At 63.3% G+C, this 23,276-nt stretch carries 21 protein-coding genes; 13 read left to right on the top strand and 8 right to left on the bottom strand.

From position 1 onward, the window contains the following. Positions 1 to 180: 180 nt before the first annotated feature. Both P0D71_RS14715 and P0D71_RS14720 read left to right on the top strand, forming a co-directional pair. Entirely contained in the window at positions 181 to 531 is a 351-nt protein-coding gene (locus tag P0D71_RS14715; RefSeq protein WP_408480715.1) for a type II toxin-antitoxin system RelE/ParE family toxin, read from the top strand. A gap of 17 nt (positions 532 to 548) precedes the next feature. Beyond that, positions 549 to 881, top strand: a complete 333-nt coding sequence (locus P0D71_RS14720; protein WP_408186806.1) for a helix-turn-helix domain-containing protein — start codon at positions 549 to 551, stop codon at positions 879 to 881. 75 nt (positions 882 to 956) lie between these two features. On the opposite strand, the gene P0D71_RS14725 is transcribed toward P0D71_RS14720, so the two are convergent. After that, on the bottom strand, positions 957 to 1,511 hold the full coding sequence (locus tag P0D71_RS14725; protein ID WP_091800805.1) for a cob(I)yrinic acid a,c-diamide adenosyltransferase: 555 nt from the start codon (positions 1,509 to 1,511) through the stop codon (positions 957 to 959). A gap of 207 nt (positions 1,512 to 1,718) precedes the next feature. Here P0D71_RS14725 and P0D71_RS14730 point away from each other — a divergent pair, with 207 nt between their 5' ends. The 6 genes from P0D71_RS14730 to proC all read left to right on the top strand — a co-directional run bounded on the left by P0D71_RS14730 (position 1,719) and on the right by proC (position 8,791). Beyond that, positions 1,719 to 3,134 carry an FAD-linked oxidase C-terminal domain-containing protein gene (locus tag P0D71_RS14730; protein ID WP_408186807.1) on the top strand — a complete coding sequence of 472 codons (1,416 nt, stop codon included), beginning with the start codon at positions 1,719 to 1,721 and terminating at the stop codon, positions 3,132 to 3,134. Positions 3,135 to 3,205: 71 nt separating this feature from the next. Further along, on the top strand, positions 3,206 to 4,699 hold the full coding sequence (locus P0D71_RS14735) for an FAD-linked oxidase C-terminal domain-containing protein (protein WP_091796683.1): 1,494 nt from the start codon (positions 3,206 to 3,208) through the stop codon (positions 4,697 to 4,699). Positions 4,700 to 4,848: 149 nt separating this feature from the next. Beyond that, positions 4,849 to 5,937 (top strand): glycolate oxidase subunit GlcE, encoded by a 1,089-nt coding sequence (gene glcE / locus P0D71_RS14740; RefSeq protein WP_091796684.1) that lies wholly within the window; start codon positions 4,849 to 4,851, stop codon positions 5,935 to 5,937. A gap of 8 nt (positions 5,938 to 5,945) precedes the next feature. Beyond that, entirely contained in the window at positions 5,946 to 7,172 is a 1,227-nt protein-coding gene (glcF, locus tag P0D71_RS14745; protein ID WP_091796685.1) for a glycolate oxidase subunit GlcF, read from the top strand. Between the two features lie 37 nt (positions 7,173 to 7,209). Next, on the top strand, positions 7,210 to 7,908 hold the full coding sequence (locus P0D71_RS14750; RefSeq protein ID WP_408480717.1) for a YggS family pyridoxal phosphate-dependent enzyme: 699 nt from the start codon (positions 7,210 to 7,212) through the stop codon (positions 7,906 to 7,908). 67 nt (positions 7,909 to 7,975) lie between these two features. Beyond that, positions 7,976 to 8,791, top strand: a complete 816-nt coding sequence (gene proC / locus P0D71_RS14755; protein WP_408480719.1) for a pyrroline-5-carboxylate reductase — start codon at positions 7,976 to 7,978, stop codon at positions 8,789 to 8,791. Positions 8,792 to 8,886: 95 nt separating this feature from the next. Here the strand turns inward: proC and ubiA are convergent, their stop codons facing one another. The 7 genes from ubiA to recG form a co-directional block, all read right to left on the bottom strand. Then, entirely contained in the window at positions 8,887 to 9,750 is an 864-nt protein-coding gene (gene ubiA / locus P0D71_RS14760) for a 4-hydroxybenzoate octaprenyltransferase (RefSeq protein WP_091796688.1), read from the bottom strand. Between the two features lie 219 nt (positions 9,751 to 9,969). Next, complete coding sequence (locus tag P0D71_RS14765) at positions 9,970 to 10,467, bottom strand: Dps family protein (protein ID WP_012431774.1); 498 nt, start codon at positions 10,465 to 10,467, stop codon at positions 9,970 to 9,972. 152 nt (positions 10,468 to 10,619) lie between these two features. Beyond that, positions 10,620 to 10,772 (bottom strand): hypothetical protein, encoded by a 153-nt coding sequence (locus P0D71_RS14770; RefSeq protein ID WP_408480721.1) that lies wholly within the window; start codon positions 10,770 to 10,772, stop codon positions 10,620 to 10,622. An 83-nt stretch (positions 10,773 to 10,855) separates the two neighbouring features. Further along, positions 10,856 to 12,310 carry a catalase gene (locus tag P0D71_RS14775; protein WP_091796690.1) on the bottom strand — a complete coding sequence of 485 codons (1,455 nt, stop codon included), beginning with the start codon at positions 12,308 to 12,310 and terminating at the stop codon, positions 10,856 to 10,858. 92 nt (positions 12,311 to 12,402) lie between these two features. Beyond that, a complete protein-coding gene (locus tag P0D71_RS14780) occupies positions 12,403 to 12,540 on the bottom strand; it encodes a hypothetical protein (RefSeq protein WP_408186812.1) in 138 nt (45 codons plus the stop codon). Between the two features lie 182 nt (positions 12,541 to 12,722). Beyond that, positions 12,723 to 13,682: a LysR substrate-binding domain-containing protein gene (locus tag P0D71_RS14785; protein WP_091796691.1), complete on the bottom strand. Its 960-nt coding sequence runs from the start codon at positions 13,680 to 13,682 to the stop codon at positions 12,723 to 12,725. Between the two features lie 817 nt (positions 13,683 to 14,499). Then, positions 14,500 to 16,938, bottom strand: a complete 2,439-nt coding sequence (gene recG, locus P0D71_RS14790; RefSeq protein ID WP_408480724.1) for an ATP-dependent DNA helicase RecG — start codon at positions 16,936 to 16,938, stop codon at positions 14,500 to 14,502. A 148-nt stretch (positions 16,939 to 17,086) separates the two neighbouring features. Between recG and queA the strand changes: the two genes are divergently transcribed. The 5 genes from queA (at position 17,087) to secF (ending at position 23,178) form a co-directional block, all read left to right on the top strand. Then, a complete protein-coding gene (gene queA / locus P0D71_RS14795) occupies positions 17,087 to 18,145 on the top strand; it encodes a tRNA preQ1(34) S-adenosylmethionine ribosyltransferase-isomerase QueA (RefSeq protein WP_408480726.1) in 1,059 nt (352 codons plus the stop codon). 109 nt (positions 18,146 to 18,254) lie between these two features. Next, positions 18,255 to 19,469 carry a tRNA guanosine(34) transglycosylase Tgt gene (gene tgt, locus P0D71_RS14800; RefSeq protein ID WP_408480728.1) on the top strand — a complete coding sequence of 405 codons (1,215 nt, stop codon included), beginning with the start codon at positions 18,255 to 18,257 and terminating at the stop codon, positions 19,467 to 19,469. Between the two features lie 210 nt (positions 19,470 to 19,679). Next, the gene (gene yajC, locus P0D71_RS14805; protein WP_013587151.1) at positions 19,680 to 20,009 is read left to right on the top strand and encodes a preprotein translocase subunit YajC; all 330 of its coding nucleotides are present in this window, start codon (positions 19,680 to 19,682) and stop codon (positions 20,007 to 20,009) included. A 118-nt stretch (positions 20,010 to 20,127) separates the two neighbouring features. Continuing rightward, on the top strand, positions 20,128 to 22,209 hold the full coding sequence (secD, locus tag P0D71_RS14810) for a protein translocase subunit SecD (protein ID WP_408480730.1): 2,082 nt from the start codon (positions 20,128 to 20,130) through the stop codon (positions 22,207 to 22,209). Between the two features lie 18 nt (positions 22,210 to 22,227). Further along, entirely contained in the window at positions 22,228 to 23,178 is a 951-nt protein-coding gene (gene secF / locus P0D71_RS14815; protein WP_091796696.1) for a protein translocase subunit SecF, read from the top strand. Positions 23,179 to 23,276 lie beyond the last annotated feature (98 nt).

The raw sequence follows: 23,276 nt of genomic DNA on the forward strand, positions 1-23,276 counted from the left end.
TGATTGCAGCAGCGGATGCACGGAAAAACCCGGCTCGATGATGAGCCGGGTTTTTTGTTAGCCGAACGGACGAATGGTGCTCCCTTAACCGCCTCTGTACCTTAACAACCTATGGCCGGGTCGAATGCGACTTGACCGGGATGAAGGTTGTGTATAATATTTTGTACATGAAAGGCGGCTATGGAGCAGGACAAAGAAATTCGCTGGCTAGGCTCCAGCTATAGCGATTTACTCGCTTTTCCCGAGGAAATGCGTCGTCGAGCGGGGTTTCAACTCGGCAAAATTCAGGCAGGCCTCGACCCTGACGACTGGAAGCCGTTTGACTCGATCGGCCCCGGAACGCGCGAGATTCGCATCAGGGAAGCAGACGGCATTTATCGCGTCATGTACGTGACCAAGTTCGTGGAAGCACTGTACGTGCTGCATTGCTTCCAGAAGAAAAGCCAGAAGCTGGGTCCGCGCGACAGGAAGATTGCCGAAACGCGGTATCGCGCAATCAGGTCACACCACCTCTGGTCACATCACCATTAACAATAGGAAAACTAACAATGACGATCGACACCAAAATTCGTCACGTAAGCAGGCCCGGCGCCAATCTGTTCCTCGAGCTCGGCTTTTCCGCTGAAGAGGCGAAGCGGCTGCACGCGGCGTCGCAGAAACAGATCAACGACACGCGGCTGCTCAAGGAGCAACTCATGACAGAACTGTCCACGTGGATCGAACAGCATCATCTGAAACAGGCCGAGGCGGCCGAGATCCTGATGGTGTCGCGCCCGCGCGTGTCCGACGTGGTCAACAAGAAGACCACCAAGTTCACTATCGATACGCTGGTGGAAATGATGAGCCGGATCGGCAAGCCGGTCACGCTGGCGGTCGGCTAACGTGTATGGATCGCCAATGCGTATGGTGTTGCATGCAACATCGCGCTGTCATACACGTATCGCCACGGCTCGACTCTAGCCTGCGCCGCGCTCGTGTTGCCACAGCACGTCAGTGCCGCCGTCCGCACGGTTGAGCACGCGCGCAAGCACGAACAATAGATCCGACAGCCGGTTCACATACTGGCGCGGCGCGGCGTTGATGGCCTCGTATTCCCCCAACGCAACAATTGCCCGTTCGGCGCGCCGGCATACCGTGCGGCACACATGTGCGAGCGAAGCCGCGCGCGAGCCGCCGGGCAGAATGAACTCCTTAAGCGGCGGCAAGTCGGCGTTGTAGTCCGCAAGCCAGTCGTCGAGTTGGGCGAGATGCCCGTCGGTAATCATCGTATAGCCGGGAATGCATAGCTCGCCGCCAAGGTCGAACAGGTCATGCTGAATCGCGACCAGCGCCGCACGAACCTTGTCCGGTAAGGTTTCACACAACAGTACGCCGAGGTTGGAGTTGAGTTCGTCCACGTCGCCGATCGCGGCGATCCGTGCGCTGTCTTTGCGCACACGGGTGCCGTCGCCGAGACCCGTGGTGCCGTCGTCGCCCGTTCGGGTAGCGATCTTGCTCAAGCGGTTGCCCATCATATCTCCCATGCATTCAGTGACGACGCGCGGCCCCATGTATCCCAACGCGGCTCATCGGGCACCGCGTTTATCCATATTGCGCGCATCGTGAAGTCGCCGCCATTATAGAAGCGCCCGCCTGCTCCAACGCCGGCCCGTGGGCGATCGGCGTAAAATGAAACAGATGCTGCAAACCAGCATTGCCCCACCTATCAGGAGACATGCGTGAATCATCCCGTGCCGCCGGCCCCGCTGCGCCGGCCGTTTCCCGCCGAGCTGCTGAGCGCGCTCAAAGCCGCGTTCGCCGACCGCGTGTCCGTATCCGAAGCCGTGCGCGCGCATCACGGCCGCGACGAGTCGCCGTTCGATCCCCAACTGCCTGACGCCGTCGTGTTCGCCCGCACCACCGAAGACGTGCAAAACGTCGTCAAACTGTGCGGCCAGTACAACGTCCCGATCATCCCTTACGGTAACGGCTCTTCGCTGGAAGGGCATTTGCTCGCGGTACAGGGCGGCGTATCGATCGATCTGTCTGAAATGAACCGGGTGTTGTCGATCAACGCCGAAGACCTGACGGTTACCGTCGAGCCCGGCATCTCGCGCAAGCAGTTGAACGAGGCATTGCGCGATACGGGCCTGTTCTTCCCGATCGACCCGGGCGCGGACGCGAGCATCGGCGGTATGTCGGCCACGCGCGCGTCGGGCACTAACGCCGTACGCTACGGCACGATGCGCGAGAACGTGCTCGGGCTGACCGTGGTTCTGGCCGATGGCCGCGTGATCAAAACCGGCACCCGCGCCCGCAAGTCGTCCGCGGGTTACGACCTCACGCGCCTGTTCGTCGGCTCGGAAGGCACGCTCGGCGTGATTACGGAAATTACAGTCCGCCTGTATCCGCAACCGGAAGCGGTGTCCGCCGCGGTGTGCGCGTTCCCGTCAATGGGCGACGCGGTCCGCGCGGTCATCGAAACGATCCAGATCGGCGTGCCGATCGCGCGCGTCGAATTCGTCGACTCGCTCGCTATCCGCTCGATCAACCGCCACTCGAATCTCACGCTGCGTGAAGCGCCCACATTATTCTTCGAATTCCATGGCACCGAGGCCGGCGTGAAAGAGCAGGCCGAACTGGTCCAGGACATCGCCGCGCAAAATGCCGGCGAAGGTTTCGAATGGGCCACGCGACCGGAAGACCGTAGCCGCCTGTGGAACGCGCGCCACAACGCCTATTTCGCCATGCTGCAACTGAAGCCCGGTTGCCGTGCGGTCACGACCGACGTCTGCGTGCCGATCTCGCGCCTCGCGGAATGCGTGGAGGAAACGGAACAGGACCTGAAGGACTCGCCGCTGCCCTGCCCGATCGTCGGCCATGTCGGCGACGGCAACTTCCACGTCGCGATCCTGATCGATCCGAACAAGCCGGAAGAACTGGTCGAAGCCGAGCGCCTGAACCATCGCATTGTGCAACGCGCGCTGCGCATGGACGGCACCTGCACGGGCGAGCATGGCGTCGGCTTGCACAAGATGGGCTTCCTGCTCGAAGAACACGGTGAAGTCGCGGTCGACACCATGCGCTCCATCAAGCATGCGCTCGATCCGCACAATCTGATGAACCCGGGAAAGATCTTCACCTGGGCAGCTTGAGGCGTCTGCAGGCGCGGCTGCATAAGACAAGCAGCCGCGTGGGACTTGAAAGGCACGAGGAGACAAGTCACATGAACGCACCCGCTGAACTGACGGCCGAAGTACTCGCCCAGCGCCAGCGCGAAGTCGTGCAGGCGCTGATGGCCGTATTGCCGACCCATTGTTTGCTGTATCGCGAAGAAGACACCGTCGCCTACGAGTGCGACGGTCTCGCGGCCTACAGGCGTCTACCACTCGCGGTCGCGTTGCCGGAAACGGAATCGCAGGTGCAGCGCATCGTGCAGATCTGCCACCGTCTCGACGTGCCGATCGTGCCGCGCGGTGCGGGTACCGGCCTGTCCGGCGGCGCCATGCCGATCCGTCACGGCGTGGTGGTCTCACTCGCGCGTTTCCGTAAGATCGTGGAAGTCGACTCGTACGCGCGAACCGCCACGGTCCAGCCCGGCGTGCGCAATCTGTCCATCTCCGAGGCCGCCGCGCCTTACGGCTTGTATTACGCGCCGGACCCGTCGTCGCAGATTGCCTGCACGATCGGTGGCAACGTCTCGGAGAATTCCGGCGGCGTTCACTGCCTCAAATACGGTCTGACGGTGCACAACGTGCTGCGCGTGCGCGCCGTCACCATGGAGGGCGAAATCGTCGAATTCGGCTCGCTCGCGCCCGATGCGCCCGGTCTGGATTTGCTGGCCGTGCTGATCGGCAGCGAAGGCATGTTTGCGATCGTCACCGAAGTCACCGTCAAGCTGATCCCCAAGCCGCAAACCGCACAGGTCATCATGGCGAGTTTCGACGACGTGGTGAAAGGCGGCGACGCGGTGGCCGGCATCATCGCGGCGGGCATCATCCCGGCGGGTCTGGAAATGATGGACAAGCCGGCCACCCGCGCCGTCGAGGAATTCGTCAACGCGGGCTACGATCTCGACGCGGCGGCGATCCTGCTGTGCGAATCGGACGGCACACCCGAAGAAGTCGCCGACGAAATCGTCCGCATGACCGCGGTCCTGCGCGAACACGGCGCGACGCGCATTCAGATTTCCCGCTCGGAGAACGAACGTCTGCGCTTCTGGTCGGGGCGCAAAAACGCGTTCCCGGCAGCCGGGCGCATTTCGCCCGACTACTACTGCATGGACGGCACCGTGCCGCGCCGCAGTATCGGTCCGCTGCTGACGCGCATCGAGGCCATGGAGAAGACTTACAACCTGCGCTGCATCAACGTCTTCCATGCGGGCGACGGCAACATGCATCCGCTGATCCTGTTCAACGGCAACGATCAGGACGAGTGGCACCGGGCCGAAGCATTCGGTTGCGACATCCTCGAAGCGTGCGTGGAACTGGGCGGCACGGTGACCGGTGAGCACGGCGTCGGCATCGAGAAGATCAATTCCATGTGCGTGCAGTTCTCGCCCGAGGAGCGCGACGCGTTCCACGCGGTAAAACGCGCTTTCGACGCACCCGGCCTCCTCAACCCCGACAAAGGCATTCCCACCCGAGCGCGCTGCGCTGAGTACGGCAAGATGCACGTGCGCGGTGGTTTGCTGCCGCATCCGGACTTGCCGCGTTTCTAGCATTACCCCGCCCGCCGACGCATCGCGCATAGCCCGCGCGCGCGCCGCTTTGCCTGCTTTCACCCTGATTACCCGATGCGGGTCCGCTCCTGGTTGCCAGAGCGCCCCCGCCCGGTACAATCAACCGAAACACAACGAAGCAGGACACCATGGAAGAGGACGACATCGTCGCCGGGTGGTCGGAACGTGTGCGTTCGGCCAGCGCCGAAGGGCACGCGTTGCGCATCCGTGGCGGCGGCACCAAAGACTGGTACGGTCAGACGCTGGAAGGTGACATCCTCGACACGCGCGCTTATCGCGGCATCATCGCGTACGACCCGGCAGAGCTGGTCATCACCGCGCGCGCGGGCACGCCCCTGCTGGAGATCGAGGCCACGCTCGCCGAGCACCATCAGATGCTCGCTTTCGAACCGCCGCACTTCGGGTCACAGGCCACCTTCGGCGGCTGCATCGCGGCAGGAATCGCGGGTCCGCGTCGACCCGCGGCCGGCGCCGCGCGCGACTTCGTGCTCGGCGCCGTGATCATGAACGGCCAGGGTCAAAAGCTGCATTTTGGCGGCCAGGTGGTGAAGAATGTCGCCGGCTACGACGTCTCGCGCCTGATGGCAGGCTCGCTCGGCACCCTCGGGCTGATCCTCGAACTGTCGATCAAGGTGCTGCCGTTGCCGCAGGCCGAAGCCACGCTCAAATTCGACATGAACGGCACCGACGCGGTCCGCAAGCTCAACGAATGGGGCGGCCGGCCGCTGCCGATTACCGCGAGTGCCTGGCGTCATGGCACGCTGGCCGTGCGCCTCGCGGGCGCCGAGGCGGCGGTCAAGTCGGCGCGCACATCGCTGGGCGGCGAAGTCGTCGACGCGGTCGAAGCCGAACGCTTCTGGGCAGGACTGCGCGAACAGACCGACTCGTTCTTCGCCGCCATTCCGCCGAAAGCCGCGCTCTGGCGCCTCGCGTTGCCGTCCATTACGGAGCCGCTGCAACTGCCCGGCGCGCAGCTCATGGAATGGGGCGGCGCCCAGCGCTGGTGGATTACGGATACGGACGCGCAAACCGTGCGCATCAGCGCCAAGCAGGCCGGCGGCCATGCCACGATCTTCCGCACCGGCCACGGCTACGACCGCGGCGCGGGCGTATTCACGCCTCTTCCCGCGCCGATGATGAAAATCCATCGCGGCCTGAAAACCGCTTTCGACCCGGCCCGCATCTTCAATCGCGGCCGTCTCTACCCCGACTTCTGAGCGACGCGATGCAAACCAACCTCGCGGACTTCATTCGCAACACGCCGGACGGCGACGAAGCCGAAGGCATTCTGCGCAATTGCGTGCACTGCGGTTTCTGCACGGCCACCTGTCCGACGTATCAGATATTGGGCGACGAACTCGACGGTCCACGTGGACGGATCTACCTGATCAAGCAAATGGTGGAAGGCGCGCCGGTCACGCGCAGCACCCAGGTTCACCTGGACCGTTGCCTGACCTGCCGCAACTGCGAAACGACCTGCCCATCCGGCGTGAAATATGGCCGGCTGGTGGAAATCGGCCGCAAGCTCACCGAAGAAAAAGTCACGCGGCCGCTCGGTCAGCGCCTGACGCGCCGGCTGCTCGCGAGCTTCGTGCCGAACAGCGCGCTGTTCACGCCGACCATGCGCATCGGTCAGCATTTCCGGGCGCTGCTGCCCAAGAAGCTGCGCGACAAGGTGCCGGCGCGCCAGCGTCCACTCGAATGGCCGACCGCGAAACATCCACGCAAGATGCTGCTGCTGGCGGGCTGCGTGCAACCGTCGATGATGCCGAACGTCAACATCGCCACCGCGCGCGTGCTCGACGCACTCGGCGTCGAGACGCTGATCGCGCCGGACGCCGGCTGCTGCGGCGCGATCCGTCTGCATCTGGGCTACAACGACGACGCGCTCGACGACCTGCGCGCGAACATCGACGCATGGTGGCCGTACGTCGAACAGGGCGTGGAGGCGATCGTGATGAATGCGTCCGGGTGCGGCGCGACGGTCAAGGAATACGCGCACCTGTTGCGCCACGATCCGGCGTATGCGGAAAAAGCGCGCCGCGTGGTGGAATTGACGCGCGACATCGCGGAGATCCTGCCTGAGTTCGAAGAACCGCTGGTCTCGGTCACGCGGCGCCGCTCGGTTCATACGGTCGCGTTTCATCCGCCCTGCACGTTGCAGCATGGTCAGCAGATACGCGGCAAGGTCGAGCATCTGCTAACCGCGCTGGGTGTCGAAGTGCGCCTGCCCGCTGACAGCCATCTGTGCTGCGGCTCGGCCGGCACCTATTCGCTGACCCAGCCCAAGCTCTCGTATGCGTTGCGGGATCAGAAGCTCGAGCGGCTGCAAGCACAGGAGCCGCAGGTGATCGTGTCGGCGAATGTGGGCTGCATTGCGCATCTGCAAAGCGGCACCTCCACGCCGGTCGCGCACTGGATCGAACTGGTCGAGCACATGCTGTCCGTATAATCGGGTAATCGACTTTCGCTGGACTTCCGGATCCGTCATGCCCGATCTGATTCACAACCTCGAAGCGGTGCGGCAGCGCATCGCCATGGCCGCGCACGTGGCCGGACGCGATACGCGTTCGATCCATCTGCTCGCGGTCTCGAAGACTTTCCCCGCCGAAGACGTGCGCGCCGCCTACGCAGCCGGCCAACGCGCGTTCGGCGAGAACTACGTGCAGGAAGCCATCACCAAGATCGAGGCGCTCGCCGATCTGCGCGCCACGATCGAATGGCATTTCATCGGCCCCTTGCAATCGAACAAGACACGCCCCGTCGCCGAGCACTTCGACTGGGTACACTCGGTCGATCGGCTGAAGATCGCGCAGCGGCTCTCCGAGCAACGCCCGGACAACCTGCCGCCGCTGAACGTGTGTCTGCAGGTCAACATCAGCGGCGAGGTGTCGAAGAGCGGCGTGAGCATTCCCGAGGCGGTGGAAGTCGCGCACGCGATCGCCGCCCTGCCGAAGCTGAATTTGCGCGGCCTGATGGCGATTCCCGAACCGGCCGGCGGCATCGACGAGCAACGCGTGCCGCATCGGCAGTTGCGTGAGTTGTTCGAGCGTCTGCGCGACGACGGACTCGAACTCGACACACTGTCCATGGGCATGTCGAGCGATCTCGAGGCCGCCGTGCTGGAAGGCGCGACGATCGTGCGCGTGGGTACCGCGATCTTCGGCGCGCGAGATTACTCTAACTGAGCTCTAACTGAGCCTTACGAGCCTCTTCCGGCTGCTGGGCTCTTCACTGCACTTCCTTCGGAACATCATGAAAATTGCTTTTATCGGCGGGGGCAACATGGCTGCCGCGTTGATCGGCGGCCTCATCAAGCGTGGCGTCGCGCCCACTGACCTCTACGCAATCGATCCCAACGAAGACGCACGCAAGCGCAATGAGCAGCAATTCGGCATCAAGACCGGCGCTGCGGCGGATGCCACGCTCGCCGCCTACGACGCCGTCGTGCTGGCCGTGAAGCCGCAAATCCTGAAGAGCGTCGCGGAGTCTTTGGCGCCGCATCTGAATGCGTCGCAACTGGCTGTGAGCATCGTCGCGGGCATTCGCATGGGCGACATGTCGCGCTGGCTGAACGGCCACAACCGTATCGTGCGCGTCATGCCGAATACGCCGGCGCTGATCGGCATGGGCGTGACGGGTCTCGTGGCGACCGCAGGTGTGGACGAAGCGGGCCGCGCGCTCGCGTCGCAAGTGCTCGGCGCGGTCGGCGAAACGGTCTGGTTCGACGACGAAGCGAAGATCGACGCCGTCACCGCAATCTCGGGCAGCGGGCCGGCCTACGTGTTCTATTTCATCGAGGCGTTGCAGGAAGCCGCGCGCCAACTCGGCATGGACGAAGCGCAAGGCCGCGCGCTGGCCGTGGCGACCTTCACCGGCGCGGCGCAACTGGCGGCGAATTCCGACGAGCCGCCGAGCCTGCTGCGCGAACGCGTGACATCCAAAGGCGGGACCACGGCGGCGGCGCTGGCGTCGTTCGAGGCGAGCGGCATCAAGGATGCGATCGTGCGCGGCGCACTCGCCGCCGACGCCCGCGCGAGAGAAATGGGCGACGAACTCGGCCGGCAGTAAGCGCGTAAGCAGCGCATTGGAACTGGACGCCGCAGCGGTTCGATTCAAGCCGCCGCGGCGCTAGCGACGAAGAAACCCGAAGCGCTTGGGGAAAATCAAACCCACGCCGCCGCGTAATGCGCGGCGATACCGGCGAACAGCGCGCCGCCGAGCCAGTTGTTATGCCGGAACGCCGCGAAGCACGCCATCCGTTCGCGATGGCGAATCAGCGTGTAGTGATAGATCGCGCAGCCCGCGGCCGCCGCCCACCCCAGCCAGTACAGCACGCCGAAACCGAGCATCAGGCCGATACCCACGTAGATCCCCAGCGTCACCGCGTAGCAGAGCATGATCGCGGCCACGTCGAAGCGGCCGAACGTCAGCGCCGACGTGCGGATGCCGATCTTGATGTCGTCGTCGCGGTCGACCATCGCGTATTCGGTGTCGTACGCCACCGACCAGAACACATTGGCCAGCAGCATCACCCAAGCGAGCATCGGCACGTGGTTCTGAATCGCGGCGAACGCCATGGGAATGCCGAAGCCGAACGCGATGCCCAGATAAGCCTGCGGAATCGCGAAGAACCGCTTGGTGAACGGATACGAACCGGCGACGAAAAGCGCCGCCACCGAGAGTTCCTTGGTCAGCGTATTGAGCGGCAGGATCAGCAGAAAGGCCAGCAACGACAAAGCGGCGGCGAGCGCCACCGCTTCCCACGCCTTGATCTTGCCCGACGTGATCGGACGATTTTCGGTGCGCTTCACGTAACGGTCGAAATCGCGATCGGCGTAGTCGTTGATCGCGCAACCCGCCGAGCGCATCAGCACCGTGCCCACCGTGAAGATCACCAATAGCGGCAATGACGGACGACCGTCCGACGCGATCCACAGCGCGTTGAGCGTCGGCCACAGCAGCAGCAGGCTGCCGATCGGCTTGTCCATGCGCACGAGGCGCAGATACAGGGGAAGTCGGGCGAACATGGGCGGAATCGGTGAAGTGCGAGACAGTGCGGCTATTTTACGGGATGCGGACGGCGGGTCGCCGCCGCGTGAGCAAGTCCGACAAGCCGGCGGCGCAAAAAAACAAAGCCTCCCGCGCGGGGAGGCTTTGTTTGCCTTGCTTTGCATCACGTTTCAGCGCCGGCGCCGAACCGAAGCACCGCGTTGAAACCCGGGCGAAACGCCCGCTGCGCGCACCGCTTACGCCAGCATCGAGCGCAGCATCCACGCGGTCTTTTCGTGCGTTTGCATGCGTTGCGTCAGCAGGTCGGCGGTCGGCTCGTCGTTGGCGGCTTCCGTCGACGGGAAAATCGCGCGTGCGGTGCGCACCACGGCTTCCTGACCTTCCACCAGCTGGCGGATCATTTCTTCCGCAGCCGGTACGCCATCCGCTTCTGGAATGGACGACAGCTTGGCGAATTCCTTGTAGCTGCCCGGCGCATGCACGCCCAGCGCGCGAATCCGTTCAGCGATCGAATCGACCGCCAGCGCCAGCTCGTTGTATTGCGTTTCGAACATCAGGTGCAGCGTATTGAACATCGGACCCGTCACGTTCCAGTGGAAGTTGTGGGTCTTCAGATACAGCGTGTAGGTGTCGGCGAGCAGGCGCGACAGCCCTTCTGCAATCTTCTTGCGATCCTTGTCGCTGATCCCGATATTGACGTGCTGTACGGCTGCTGCGGCTTCTTTTTTGGCCATGATGACTCCTTCAAAGAGTGATACGAACCGGTCGGCAAGTGACGGTTTGCGGATAGCAAACTCGACATAACGAACGCCCGACAGTTTAGCTTAGAAAGCTGCTGCGCCCGTATGACGCGTGGCCACTTGCCGCAACCACGGCACGCCTTCTATCAGCCGCCCAGCGCGTGTTGCAGCGCCTGCGCGGCGATCACCGCGAACCCGCTCGTGACGATCGCAAAACCCACGGCCTTACGCGCCATCAACGCGTACTGCTGTTGCGCGCCGCGCGCGGCTCGCGTGCCGCCCAATGTGGCCATCATCATCGTGCTCCTTCGGTTCGTATCGATACCGGCGGGACGCAGATGCGTCCCGCTTTGCTGCATCACTCGAACTGCTGCGTGGCTGCTTACTTGTTGTTGCCTTCCGCGAGGTCGGCCAGCGCCGCGATCACGCCTTGTGCGTAAGCGGGGTCGATGCGGCGGAAATGTTCTATCTGCCTTGCGACGATCTCCTGCGGCACACCGTTGATATGGCGCGCGATGTTGCCGAACAGACGCTCGCGCTGAGCCGTATCGAAGAGCGCGAACAGCATGGCGGGTTGCGTGTAGTAATCGTCGTCGAGACGATGATCGTAACGATCCACGGCGCCCGCCGCGAGCGGCGGTTCGGACGCGTTGGCGTCCTGCGCGAAGTCGCCGAACCGGTTCGGCTCGTAATTCACATTGCCGCCGAGATTGCCGTCCGCGCGCATCGCGCCGTCGCGATGGAACGAATGCGGGCTCGGCACGCGCGATGCGTTCACCGGAATCTGATGGTGGTTCACACCGAGGCGATAGCGCTGCGTGTCGCCATACGAGAACAGACGACCCTGCAACAGACGATCCGGCGAGAAGCCGATCCCAGGCACCACGTTGGCCGGCGTGAACGCCGCCTGCTCTACGTCCGCGAAATAGTTGGCCGCGTTGCGATTCAACTCGATCGTGCCGACGTCGATCAACGGATAGTCCTTCTGCGACCACACTTTCGTGATGTCGAACGGATTGAAGCGGTACGTTGCGGCTTCGGCTTCCGGCATCACCTGAATGGCGAAGCGCCATTTCGGGAAGTTGCCCTGCTCGATATTCGTCAGCAGATCGCTTTGCGCGCTTTCGCGGTCTTGCGCGACCACTTGTGCGGCCTCGGCGTCGGTAAAGTTCTCGATGCCTTGCATCGACTTGAAATGGAACTTCACCCAGAAACGCTCGTTGGCCGCGTTGATGAACGAGTACGTATGCGAGCCGAAGCCGTGCATCTGACGGTAGTTCTGCGGAATGCCGCGATCGCTCATGAGGATCGTGACCTGATGGAGCGACTCCGGATGACGCGACCAGAAATCCCACGCGGCCACATTGCTGCGCATGTTCGTGTAAGGGTCGCGCTTTTGCGTGTGGATGAAGTCAGGAAACTTCAACGGATCGCGGATAAAGAACACCGGGGTGTTGTTACCGACCACGTCCCAATTGCCTTCTTCCGTGTAGAACTTGATCGAGAAACCGCGCACGTCGCGTTCGGCGTCGGCCGCGCCACGCTCGCCCGCAACCGTCGAAAAGCGCATGAAAAGCGGCGTTTCCTTGCCGACCTGCGCGAACACCTTCGCCTTCGTGAAACGCGAGATATCGTGCGTGACCTTCAGTGTGCCGAAAGCGCCCGAACCTTTGGCGTGGACACGGCGCTCCGGAATCACTTCGCGATCGAAGTGGGCGAGTTTTTCCAGCAGCCAGACGTCTTGCAGGACAACCGGGCCGCGCGCGCCGGCGGTCATCGAATTCTGGTTGTCGGCGACGGGTGCCCCGGCGGCATTGGTGAGCTTACGTTCGGACATGCGTGACTCCTGAATGGCTTTTATCGAAACAGAATGGGGGGAGAGGCGCGCGGCGCACTGATGTCAGAGGCTCATGCGTTGTGCGTGATGCGTCATGCGGACAAGGCCCGATCGACCAGCAGGGACAACGCGACGGTGCGCATGCTGAGCATCGACGCGACAAAGCCACCGGACGCGGCGACCGATTGTGCGGCGAGGGCTTGAGCGGGCTGCGGGTTCAGTTGCGTCATGATTTCCTCCAAGTCTTGTGGGATCGGGCGATCCATGGAGGAAACTATACCAATACTATCGAATCATCGTGTTTGATTAATTTTATCTATTCGATAGGCGCTGCAGCTATCGACACCCATGACGGGCGCCGGGCCGGCTGCCGCAGATGCGCGGCGAACCGGCCTGGAAGCGGGTGTGACCGTTAGTTGACGGCGACCGGCAAGTCGAGCTTTTTGACGCCTGGCAGATCGCAGGCGCTGATGGCATCGCAAATCGCGTCGATGGCGGGCATGCGCGTGAAGCTTTTGCGCCAGGCCAGCACGACGCGGCGATCCGGCACGGGTTCGTCGAAGGCGACGTAGCTGAGCAGGCCGGCGTCGATACCGCCGGCGTGCGGCTTGACTTCGTGCACCGACATGCGCGGCAGCACGGTAATGCCGACGCCGCTCGCCACCATATGGCGAATGGTTTCCAGCGACGACCCTTCGAAGGTCTTCTGAATACCGTCCGCGTTTTGCGAAAAGCGCATCAGTTCCGGGCAAACGCCCAGTACGTGGTCACGGAAGCAGTGGCCGCTGCCGAGCAGCAGCATGGTTTCCTGCTTCAGATCGTCGGCGTCGATTTTCGGGCGGTTTTCCCAGGCGTGACCGGACGGCAGCGCGACCACGAACGGTTCGTCGTACAGCGGGCGCAGCATCAGGCCGGTTTCCGGAAAAGGCAGGGCCATGATGGCGACGTCGATTTCGCCCTGTTTGAGCAGTTCGATCAGCTTGAGCGTGTAATTTTCCTGCAGCATCAAGGGCATTTGCGGGACGCGCTTGATCATCTGCTTGACGAGCGTGGGCAAGAGGTACGGCCCGATCGTGTAGATGACGCCGAGGCGCAGCGGCCCGATCAGCGGATCTTTGCCCTGTTTGGCGATTTCCTTGATGGCGAGCGTCTGCTCGAGGACACGTTGAGCTTGCGTGACGATCTGTTCGCCGATCGGCGTGACGCTCACTTCGCTGGTGCCGCGCTCGAAGATCTGGACGTTGAGCTCGTCTTCGAGCTTTTTGATGGCGACCGACAGGGTCGGCTGGCTGACGAAACACGCTTCGGCGGCCCGGCCGAAGTGCCGCTCGCGGGCAACCGCGACGATGTATTTCAATTCGGTGAGCGTCATTGGGGGACCAATCAGTGCGATGAGTTTGATAGGTTCTAGTTATACACCTATAGGGTCGGTTCGCCAACCTCCTGGGGTTGTGTGGGGGGCTTTTGGGGGTTGGGTTATGGGTCTTTGGTCTTTGGTCTTTGGTCTTTCCTTGCTTTCTTAGTGGTCTATTGGCGTTGCCCCTGTGCGGGGCGGCACCTACTTTCTTTGCCGCGGCAAAGAAAGTAGGCAAAGAAAGCCGCTTTGAACCGCCAACTCTTAAGCGGGTCCCCCGCGCAGCCACGGTAGTGGTCCATCTGGAATCCGTGTTCTCGCACATTCGGCGCTTGTGACAAGGCCGTCATACTTCCTGCCTCGCGCTGCGCGCTCGCCAGAACGGTGCGCGGTAAAACAAGTGGTTTGATTGTGTTTGCGGTCCTCCGCTTCGCGTCGACGAAGTGCCGACAAGCGTGGCGAGTGGGGCGAGGTGCGGCGGTATGCCACGACAGCGCCTAACGGGCAAACGCCCGCGAACAAACGCATCACCGCCAGATGAACGACCGCCACGGCGCGCGCAGCGCCGCCGGAAGAATGACGGCCGTGTCACGAAAGCCAAATGTGCGAGGGCACGGATTCCAGATGCACCACTACCGTGGCTGTGCGGGGGACCCGCTTATGAGCTGGCGGTTCAAAGCGGCTTTCTTTGCCTACTTTCTTTGCCGCGGCAAAGAAAGTAGGTGCCGCCCCGCACAGGGGCAACGCCAATAGACCACTAAGAAAGCAAGGAAAGGCCAACAAACCCCAAAGCGGGCCACAAACGCGCAGCGCAGGCAAAAAAAAACCACCAACCTCACGCCTTCAAATACTGCTCCCGAGCCCCCAGCCACCTGGCCAGATGCTGCACCACCACCTCGGGATACTTCTCCAGCAAATCAGCCGCCGCCTCCCGCGCAGGCTCAATGAGCCACTGATCATTCTCAAGATCCGCAAACCTGAGCATCGCCGCACCTGACTGCCGCGCCCCCAAAAACTCCCCCGGCCCGCGAATCTCCAGATCCCGTCTGGCGATCTCAAACCCATCGGTCGTCTCGCGCATAGTCTGAAGCCGCGCGCGCGCAGTCATCGACAAAGGCCCCGTATAAAGCAGCACACAAACCGAAGCCGCACTCCCACGCCCCACCCGCCCACGCAACTGATGCAACTGCGCAAGCCCAAACCGCTCGGCATGCTCGATCACCATCAACGACGCATTCGGCACGTCCACGCCCACTTCGATCACCGTCGTGGCCACCAGCAACTGCACCTCGTTGCGAGTAAACGCATCCATCACCGCCGCTTTCTCAGCCGGCGCAAGTCGCCCATGCACGAGGCCAACCTTCAGCTCGGGCAACGCGGCCACCAGCGTTTCATAAGTCTCGACCGCGGTCTGCAACTGCAAGGTCTCGCTTTCCTCGATCAGCGGACACACCCAATACACCTGACGCCCCGTCAACGCAGCCTCGCGCACGCGCCCGATCACCTCCTCGCGCCGCGCGTCGGACACGAGCTTGGTCAGGATCGGCGTGCGCCCGGGCGGTAATTCGTCGATGGTCGACACGTCGAGGTCGGCGTAATACGTCATGGCGAGCGTGCGCGGAATCGGCGTCGCCGACATCATCAGTTGATGCGGCTGGAAGTCACGCGCGCCGTCGGCGGCGTTCTGCGCCTTGGCGCGCAACGCAAGCCGCTGCGCCACGCCGAAACGGTGCTGTTCGTCGACGATCACGAGCCCAAGCCGCGCGAATTCGACCGCGTCCTGAATGATCGCGTGCGTGCCGATCACGAGTTGCGCCGTGCCGAGCGCGGCGGCTTCGATCGCGGCGCGCTTTTCTTTGGTCTTCAGACTGCCGGCCAGCCACGCGACGCTCACGCCAAGCGGCTCCAGCCAGCCACGTAATTTGCGCGCATGCTGTTCGGCAAGAATTTCGGTCGGCGCCATGAGCGCGGCCTGATAGCCGGCGTCGATGGCCTGCGCCGCGGCCAGCGCGGCGACGATTGTCTTGCCGCTGCCGACGTCGCCCTGCAATAGCCGCTGCATCGGATGCGGCTGAGTCAGGTCGAGCGCGATCTCGCCGCCCACACGCTCCTGCGCCGCCGTCAGCGAAAACGGCAACGCCTTCAGCAAGCGCGCGACCAGCGCGGATTCGTCACCCAGCTTGCGACGCGGCATGGCCGGCGCCGCGCGCGTGCGGCGCTCTTCGTGTGCGCGCTTGAGCGACATCTGCTGCGCGAGCAGTTCTTCGAACTTGATGCGCACCCAGGCCGGATGCGTGCCATCGATCAACGCCGTCTCATCGGACTGCACACCCGGATGATGCAGCGTGCGCACAGCCTCCATCAGCGACGGCACGCCGAGCGGCTGCAACCACGTGCGCGCAACGGCCTCAGGCAACAACTCCGGCAATGACGTACGCGACAGCGCGTTATCGATCGATTTGCGCAGATACGCCTGCGTCACGCCCGCCGTGCTCGGATACACCGGCGTCAACGCCTGCGGCAGCGGCGTGTCTTCGTCGACCACGCGCACCGCCGGATGCACCATCTCCATGCCGAAGAAACCGCCGCGCACGTCGCCGCGCACCCGCAGCCGCGCGCCGATCGCCATCTGCTTGACCTGCGAGCCGTAGAAGTTCAGGAAGCGCAGCACGAGTTCGTCGCCGGCGTCGTCATGCAGCTTCACCAGCAACTGACGGCGCGGACGATAGGCAATCTCGTTGTCGAACACCACGCCTTCGGTCTGCGCAATGCCGCCCGGCAGCAGATGCCCGATCGGCGTCAGCGAGGTCTCGTCCTCGTAACGCATGGGCAGATGCAGCACCAGGTCGATGTCGCGCGTGAGGCCGAGCTTGGCGAGCTTGTCGGCGGTTTTTTCGGCGGGCTTGGCGGAGGGCTTGGCGGAAGATTTCGCAGCGGCCTTGGGTCCGGACTTGCCGGCAGGTTTGTCGCCGAATATGCCGGCGGATTTGTCGGCAAGTTTGCCGGCGGACAGCTCGGCAACGCTGTCGGCGTGCGCGCCGCCAGATGCGTCAGCGAGCTTGCCTACGCGTTGCCCGCCAATTTCGTCAATGATCTTGCCATCCGATTCGTCGCGTTGTTGCGCAGCTTTTTCAACGCTCGACTCGGCATCCGCGCCAACACCCTGGCCCGCATCGCTCCCCGCCGCCACCGCCTTGCCCCGCGAGACGCGGCGCCTGGGTTCGGCGCTCACTTCATCGGTAACGGAGGGCAATCGGCGGTCGGACAAAGGCATGGGCTGCTTCGCAAGTACAATATCGGCTGTCAAAGGGTTCGCCGCCATACGGCGCGCGCTCTCGCGGGCCGCTCCGGCGTCCCGCAATCATAGCCGCCCGGCTCCGGCTTCGGCTCAATTCAGTCTCAATTCGCTTCCAGTCGTTCGCATGTTGACGCTTTCCGATTTCGATTTCGATCTGCCTCCCGAGCTGATCGCACAAGTGGCGCTGCCCGAGCGCAGCGCCAGCCGTCTGCTCGAGGTGAACAACCCGGCCGACGCCACCGGCGCGGCGCGCCTGATCGACCGCCGCTTTGCCGAGTTGCCCGAGTGCATCGCGCCCGGCGATCTGCTGGTCTTTAACGATACCAAAGTCCTGAAGGCGCGGTTCCTCGGCCAGAAGGCCAGTGGCGGCAAGATCGAGGTGCTGGTGGAACGCCTCACCGGCGAGCGCACGGCGCTCGCGCAGATTCGCGCGAGCAAGAGCCCGCAGCCCGGCACCACGATCCGGCTGGCGGATGCCTTCGACGTCACGATCGGCGAACGCGTCGAGCCGTTTTACACGCTGCATTTTCCGGACGACTGCCTGACCTTGATCGAGCAGTTCGGGCGCTTGCCGCTGCCGCCGTACATCGAGCACGATCCCGACTCGACCGACGAAACCCGCTACCAAACGGTGTTCGCGCAGAATCCCGGCGCAGTCGCCGCGCCCACGGCGGGCCTGCATTTCGACGAGGCGCTGCTCGCGCGCCTCGACGCCGCGGGCGTGCAGCGCGCGACGCTGACGCTGCACGTCGGCGCGGGCACGTTCCAGCCGGTGCGGGTGGAAAACCTCGCCGAGCACAAGATGCACAGCGAGTGGTATCACCTGCCGCAAGCGCTCGCCGACAAAATCGCGGCGACGCGCGCGCGCGGCAACCGCGTGATCGCGGTGGGCACGACCTCGATGCGCGCGCTCGAAGCCGCCGCGCGCGACGCCGAAGCCGCGGGCCGGCCGCTTGCCGCCGCCAGCACGGAAACCGACATCTTCATCACGCCGGGCTATAAATTTCGCGTGGTCGACCGGCTGGTGACCAATTTCCACTTGCCCAAGTCGACGCTGCTGATGCTGGTGTCGGCCTTCGCCGGCGTTGAAACCATTCGCGAGGCTTACCGCCATGCGATCGAGCAGCGTTACCGCTTCTTCAGCTATGGCGACGCGATGCTGCTCACCCGGCGCGACGTTTGAGCCCAAGACCAGCCGTTTAAAATTCGCAGTTCCAGGAGCCGCCGAGAACCCTTCCGGCGGCATTCATTATTTGCGCCGGACTGTTTTCCGGTAGCACAGGAGTTATTTCATGACCGACGGTCACCCCGTTAGCACGCGCGCCGACCACGGCGCTTATCTCGGCGATCACGTTCGCCCCGAAAACGGCCTCAAATTCGAACTGCTCGGCACCGACGGCCAGGCCCGCCGCGGCCGCGTCACGCTGAATCACGGGGTGGTGGAAACGCCGATCTTCATGCCGGTGGGCACGTACGGGACCGTGAAGGCGGTGCAGCCGCGCGAGCTGGAGGAAATGCACGCGCAGATCATTCTCGGCAACACTTTCCATCTGTGGCTGCGCCCAGGCCTTGAAACCATCGAGGCGCACGGCGGCCTGCACGGCTTCATGGGCTGGAAAAAGCCGATCCTGACCGATTCGGGCGGCTTCCAGGTGTTTTCGCTCGGCGATCTGCGCAAGATCACCGAAGACGGCGTCACATTCGCGTCGCCGATCAACGGTGACAAGCTGTTCCTGTCGCCCGAAGTGTCGATGCAGATCCAGAAAGTGCTGAATTCGGACATCGTCATGCAGTTCGACGAATGCACGCCGTACGCGACCAATAACGTGCCGACTTCGCACAAGGAAGCGGCCGATTCCATGCGCATGTCGATGCGCTGGGCGCAGCGCTCCATCGACGAATTCAACCGGCTGGGCAATCCGAACGCTCTGTTCGGCATCGTTCAGGGCGGCATGTTCGAAGACCTGCGCGACGAGTCGCTGGCAGGGCTCGCGGAGAAGGATTTCCACGGTCTGGCGATCGGCGGGCTGTCGGTCGGCGAACCGAAAGAAGACATGATGCGCGTGTTGAACCATATCGGCCCGAAGCTGCCGGCCAACAAGCCGCACTATCTGATGGGCGTCGGCACGCCGGAAGACCTGGTGGCGGGCGTCGCCGCCGGCGTCGACATGTTCGACTGCGTGATGCCGACCCGCAACGCGCGCAACGGCTGGCTTTTCACGCGGTTTGGCGACATCAAGATCCGCAACGCCACGCACAAGAATTCGCTGCGCCCGCTCGACGAGCAATGCGGCTGCTACACCTGCCGAAATTTCACTCGCGGCTACCTGCACCATCTGCATCGTGTAGGGGAAATCCTCGGTGCGCAGTTGAACACGATCCACAACCTGCACTACTACCTCGAACTGATGCAGGAAATTCGCGATTCGATCGACGCGAAAATGTTCGAGCCCTTCCGCAAACGCTTTCACGAGAACCGCGCGCGCGGCACCGCCGAGGCGCCGTGACGGCGCGGGGACCGCGGATTCAGCGGAAGAATCCGTCGGCCTCGCCGGGAAAACCTTACAATCGACTTTCGCTAACGGCGCTAAAAACGGCAAACCAGCCTTTAAACGGTTGATCCCAAAGCCGATTCGCCGCGCCGACGCGCGTCAGGCCGGTGGTAGAATAACCGGCTGATTTTTTTGATCGTTTTGACTTATAACGGAGAGACCAACGTGTCGTTCATTTCCAATGCCTTCGCCCAAGGCACCGCAGCAGGTGGCGTTGAGTCGAATCTGATGAGCTTCCTGCCGCTGATCCTGATGTTCGGCGTGCTGTACTTCATCATGATTCGCCCGCAAATGAAGCGCCAGAAGGAACATCGCAACATGCTCGCCGCCATGGCCAAGGGCGATGAAGTGGTGACGAATGGCGGCATCGTCGGCAAGGTGACCAAGGTGGGTGAAGCTTACGTCGGCGTCGAGATCTCGGAAGGCACGGAAATCACCGTGCAAAAAGCGTCGGTCACGACGATTCTCCCGAAGGGCACGATCAAGTCGCTGTAAGGCCTGCTCTCTCGCGTCCGGCGCGGCCTCGCCGGCGATCCATGCAATCCAACGCTGAATCGCCCGCGCTCATCGCCGGACGCATCGCTTCCAAGCCAACCTTCCCGTTGGACCACTCATGAATCGTTACCCCCTCTGGAAATACGCCGTGATGCTGGTGGCTCTGGTCATCGGCCTCGTGTACACGCTGCCCAACCTGTTCGGCGAAGCGCCGGCGGTGCAGGTGTCGAGCGGCAAGGCAACGGTCAAGCTCGACTCGACCACGCTGTCGGCTGTCGAAGCCGCGCTCGCCGCGAATCAGATCAAGCCGGACGACGTCACGTTCGACAACGCGTCGACCAACGCGAACATCCGCGTGCGTCTGCCGGACACCGACACGCAACTGCGCGTGAAGGACCTGCTGCAGAAGTCGCTGAACAGCGACCCGACCGACCCGCAGTTCATCGTGGCGCTGAATCTGCAAAGCGCGTCGCCGCGCTGGCTGACCGCGCTGCACGCGCTGCCGATGTACCTCGGTCTCGATCTGCGCGGCGGCGTCCACTTCCTGCTGCAGGTCGACATGGCCGGCGCGCTCAACAAGAAGCTCGACTCGGACGCTTCGGACGCGCGCACGCTGCTGCGTGACAACAATATCCGCGACGGCGGCGTGAACCGCGTCAACCAGACGGTGGTGATCAATTTCGCCGACCAGGCGACCGCAGACAACGCATCGAAGCAACTGAGCCGCAGCATCAGCGAACTCCAGTGGGCCTCGCAAGCGAGCCCGGACGGCAGCGTACAACTCGTCGGCACGTTCACGCCGACGGTGCAGAAAGCCGTGCAGGACGCCGCGCTCAAGCAGAACATCACCACGCTGCATAACCGCGTGAACGAACTCGGCGTGGCCGAGCCGGTGATCCAGCAGCAAGGCTCCGACCGCATCGTGGTCGAACTGCCGGGCGTGCAGGACACGGCGAAGGCAAAGGACATCATCGGCCGTACGGCAACGCTCGAAGCGCGCCTCGCCGATCCGGTCAACACGCATCCGAACCCGTCCGATCCGGTGCCGCCGGGCGACGAACTGTTCACGCAAGGCAACCAGACGCCGGTGCTGCTGAAGAAGCAGATCATCTTCACGGGCGACCGGATTATCGACGCCTCGGCGGGCTTCGACGAGCACCAGCGCCCGTCGGTCAATATCCGCCTGGATTCGGCCGGCGGCCGCGCGGTGCGCAGTGTGTCGCGCGACAACATCGGCAAGCCGATGGCGATGGTGCTGTTCGAAAAGGGCAAGGGCGAAGTGCTGACGGTGGCGACCATCCAGTCGGAACTGGGCGACCGCTTCCAGATCACCGGCCAGGCCACGCCGCAAGGCGCCGCCGACCTCGCGCTGCTGCTGCGCGCCGGTTCGCTGGCCGCGCCGATGGACATCATCGAAGAACGCACGATCGGCCCGAGCCTCGGCGCGGACAACATCAAGAAGGGCTTCCACTCGGTGGTGTGGGGCTTCGCGGCGATCGCCGTCTTCATGATCGCGTACTACATGCTGTTCGGCGTGATCTCCATGATCGGCCTGTCGGTCAACCTGCTGCTGCTGATCGCCGTGCTGTCCATGCTGCAGGCCACGCTCACCCTGCCGGGTATCGCCGCTATCGCGCTCGCGCTCGGTATGGCGATCGACGCGAACGTGCTGATCAACGAACGGGTGCGTGAAGAACTGCGCAACGGCGCGCCGCCGCAACTGGCGATCCAGAACGGCTACGCGCACGCCTGGGCAACGATTCTCGACTCGAACGTCACCACGCTGATTGCCGGTATCGCGTTGCTCGCGTTCGGCTCGGGCCCGGTGCGCGGGTTTGCGATCGTGCACTGTATCGGCATTCTCACGTCGATGTTCTCGGCCGTGTTCTTCTCGCGCGGCATCGTCAACCTCTGGTACGGCGGCAAGAAGAAGCTGAAGTCGCTGGCCATCGGTCAGGTGTGGCGTCCGGATACGGCGCCCGCGGGCTCGGCGGCTTACCTCGGTAGCGAAGACGCCGCGACCGACACGGCGCAAGCCGTCGCCGCGGTCGCCGCCAAGCCGTCGAAGGCGAGAGCTGCGGTCGCGCAGGCTCGCGCCGGCAAGCCGACCGTACGCCGCCGCAACGCGCCGGGTTCGTCGACTACGTCGAATACGTCGAATACGTCGAATACGCCGCAGAAACCGGGTTCATCCCGCTGAGTCCCGGAGAACAAGACCATGGAATTTTTCCGTTTCCGCAAAGACATTCCGTTCATGCAGCGTGCGTTGATTTTCAACGCGATCTCGCTGCTGACGTTCCTTGCTGCTGTGTTCTTCCTGCTGCATCGCGGGCTGCATCTGTCGGTGGAGTTCACCGGCGGTACGGTGATCGAAGTGCAGTATCCCGGCGCCGCGCCGCTCGAACCGGTGCGCGGCACGCTAGGCAAGCTCGGTTATGCCGACGCTCAGGTGCAGAACTTCGGCACCTCGCGCGACGTGCTGATCCGTCTGCCGCTCAAGCAGGGCTATACGTCCGCGCAACAGAGCGATCAGGTGATGACCGCACTGAAGGCCGAAACGCCGCAGGTGCAACTGCAGCGTGTCGAGTTCGTCGGCCCGCAGGTCGGCAAGGAACTCGCCACCGACGGCCTGCTCGCGCTGGCTTGCGTGGTGGTCGGCATCGTGATCTACCTGTCGTTCCGCTTCGAATGGAAGTACGCGGTGGCCGGCGTGATCGCGAACTTGCACGACGTGGTGATCATTCTCGGCTTCTTCGCGTTCTTCCAGTGGGAGTTCTCACTCTCCGTGCTGGCTGCGGTGCTCGCGGTGCTCGGCTACTCGGTGAACGAATCGGTTGTTATCTTCGACCGGATTCGTGAGACCTTCCGCCGCGAACGCAAGCTGAGCGTGATCGAAGTGATCAACCACGCGATCACCAGCACGATGTCGCGAACCATCATCACCCACGGCTGTACGCAGATGATGGTGCTCTCGATGTTCCTGTTCGGCGGCCCGACGCTGCACTACTTCGCTCTCGCGCTGACGGTCGGTATTCTGTTCGGTATCTACTCGTCGGTGTTCGTGGCCGCGGCGCTCGCCATGTGGTTTGGCGTGAAGCGCGAAGACCTGATCAAGGACAAGAAGGAACGCAGCGACGCGGACGATCCGAACGCGGGCGCGCAAGTCTGATCCTGTTTTAGCGTCAGACCTCGGAATGCAAAAGGCCGGTTCATGATGAACCGGCCTTTTGCGTTTACCGCCGCCCTGCCTTACCGTCGCCCTGCTTC

This window comes from Paraburkholderia sp. RL17-383-BIF-A, assembly GCF_046028015.1.
In the GTDB taxonomy this organism is placed as follows: domain Bacteria; phylum Pseudomonadota; class Gammaproteobacteria; order Burkholderiales; family Burkholderiaceae; genus Paraburkholderia.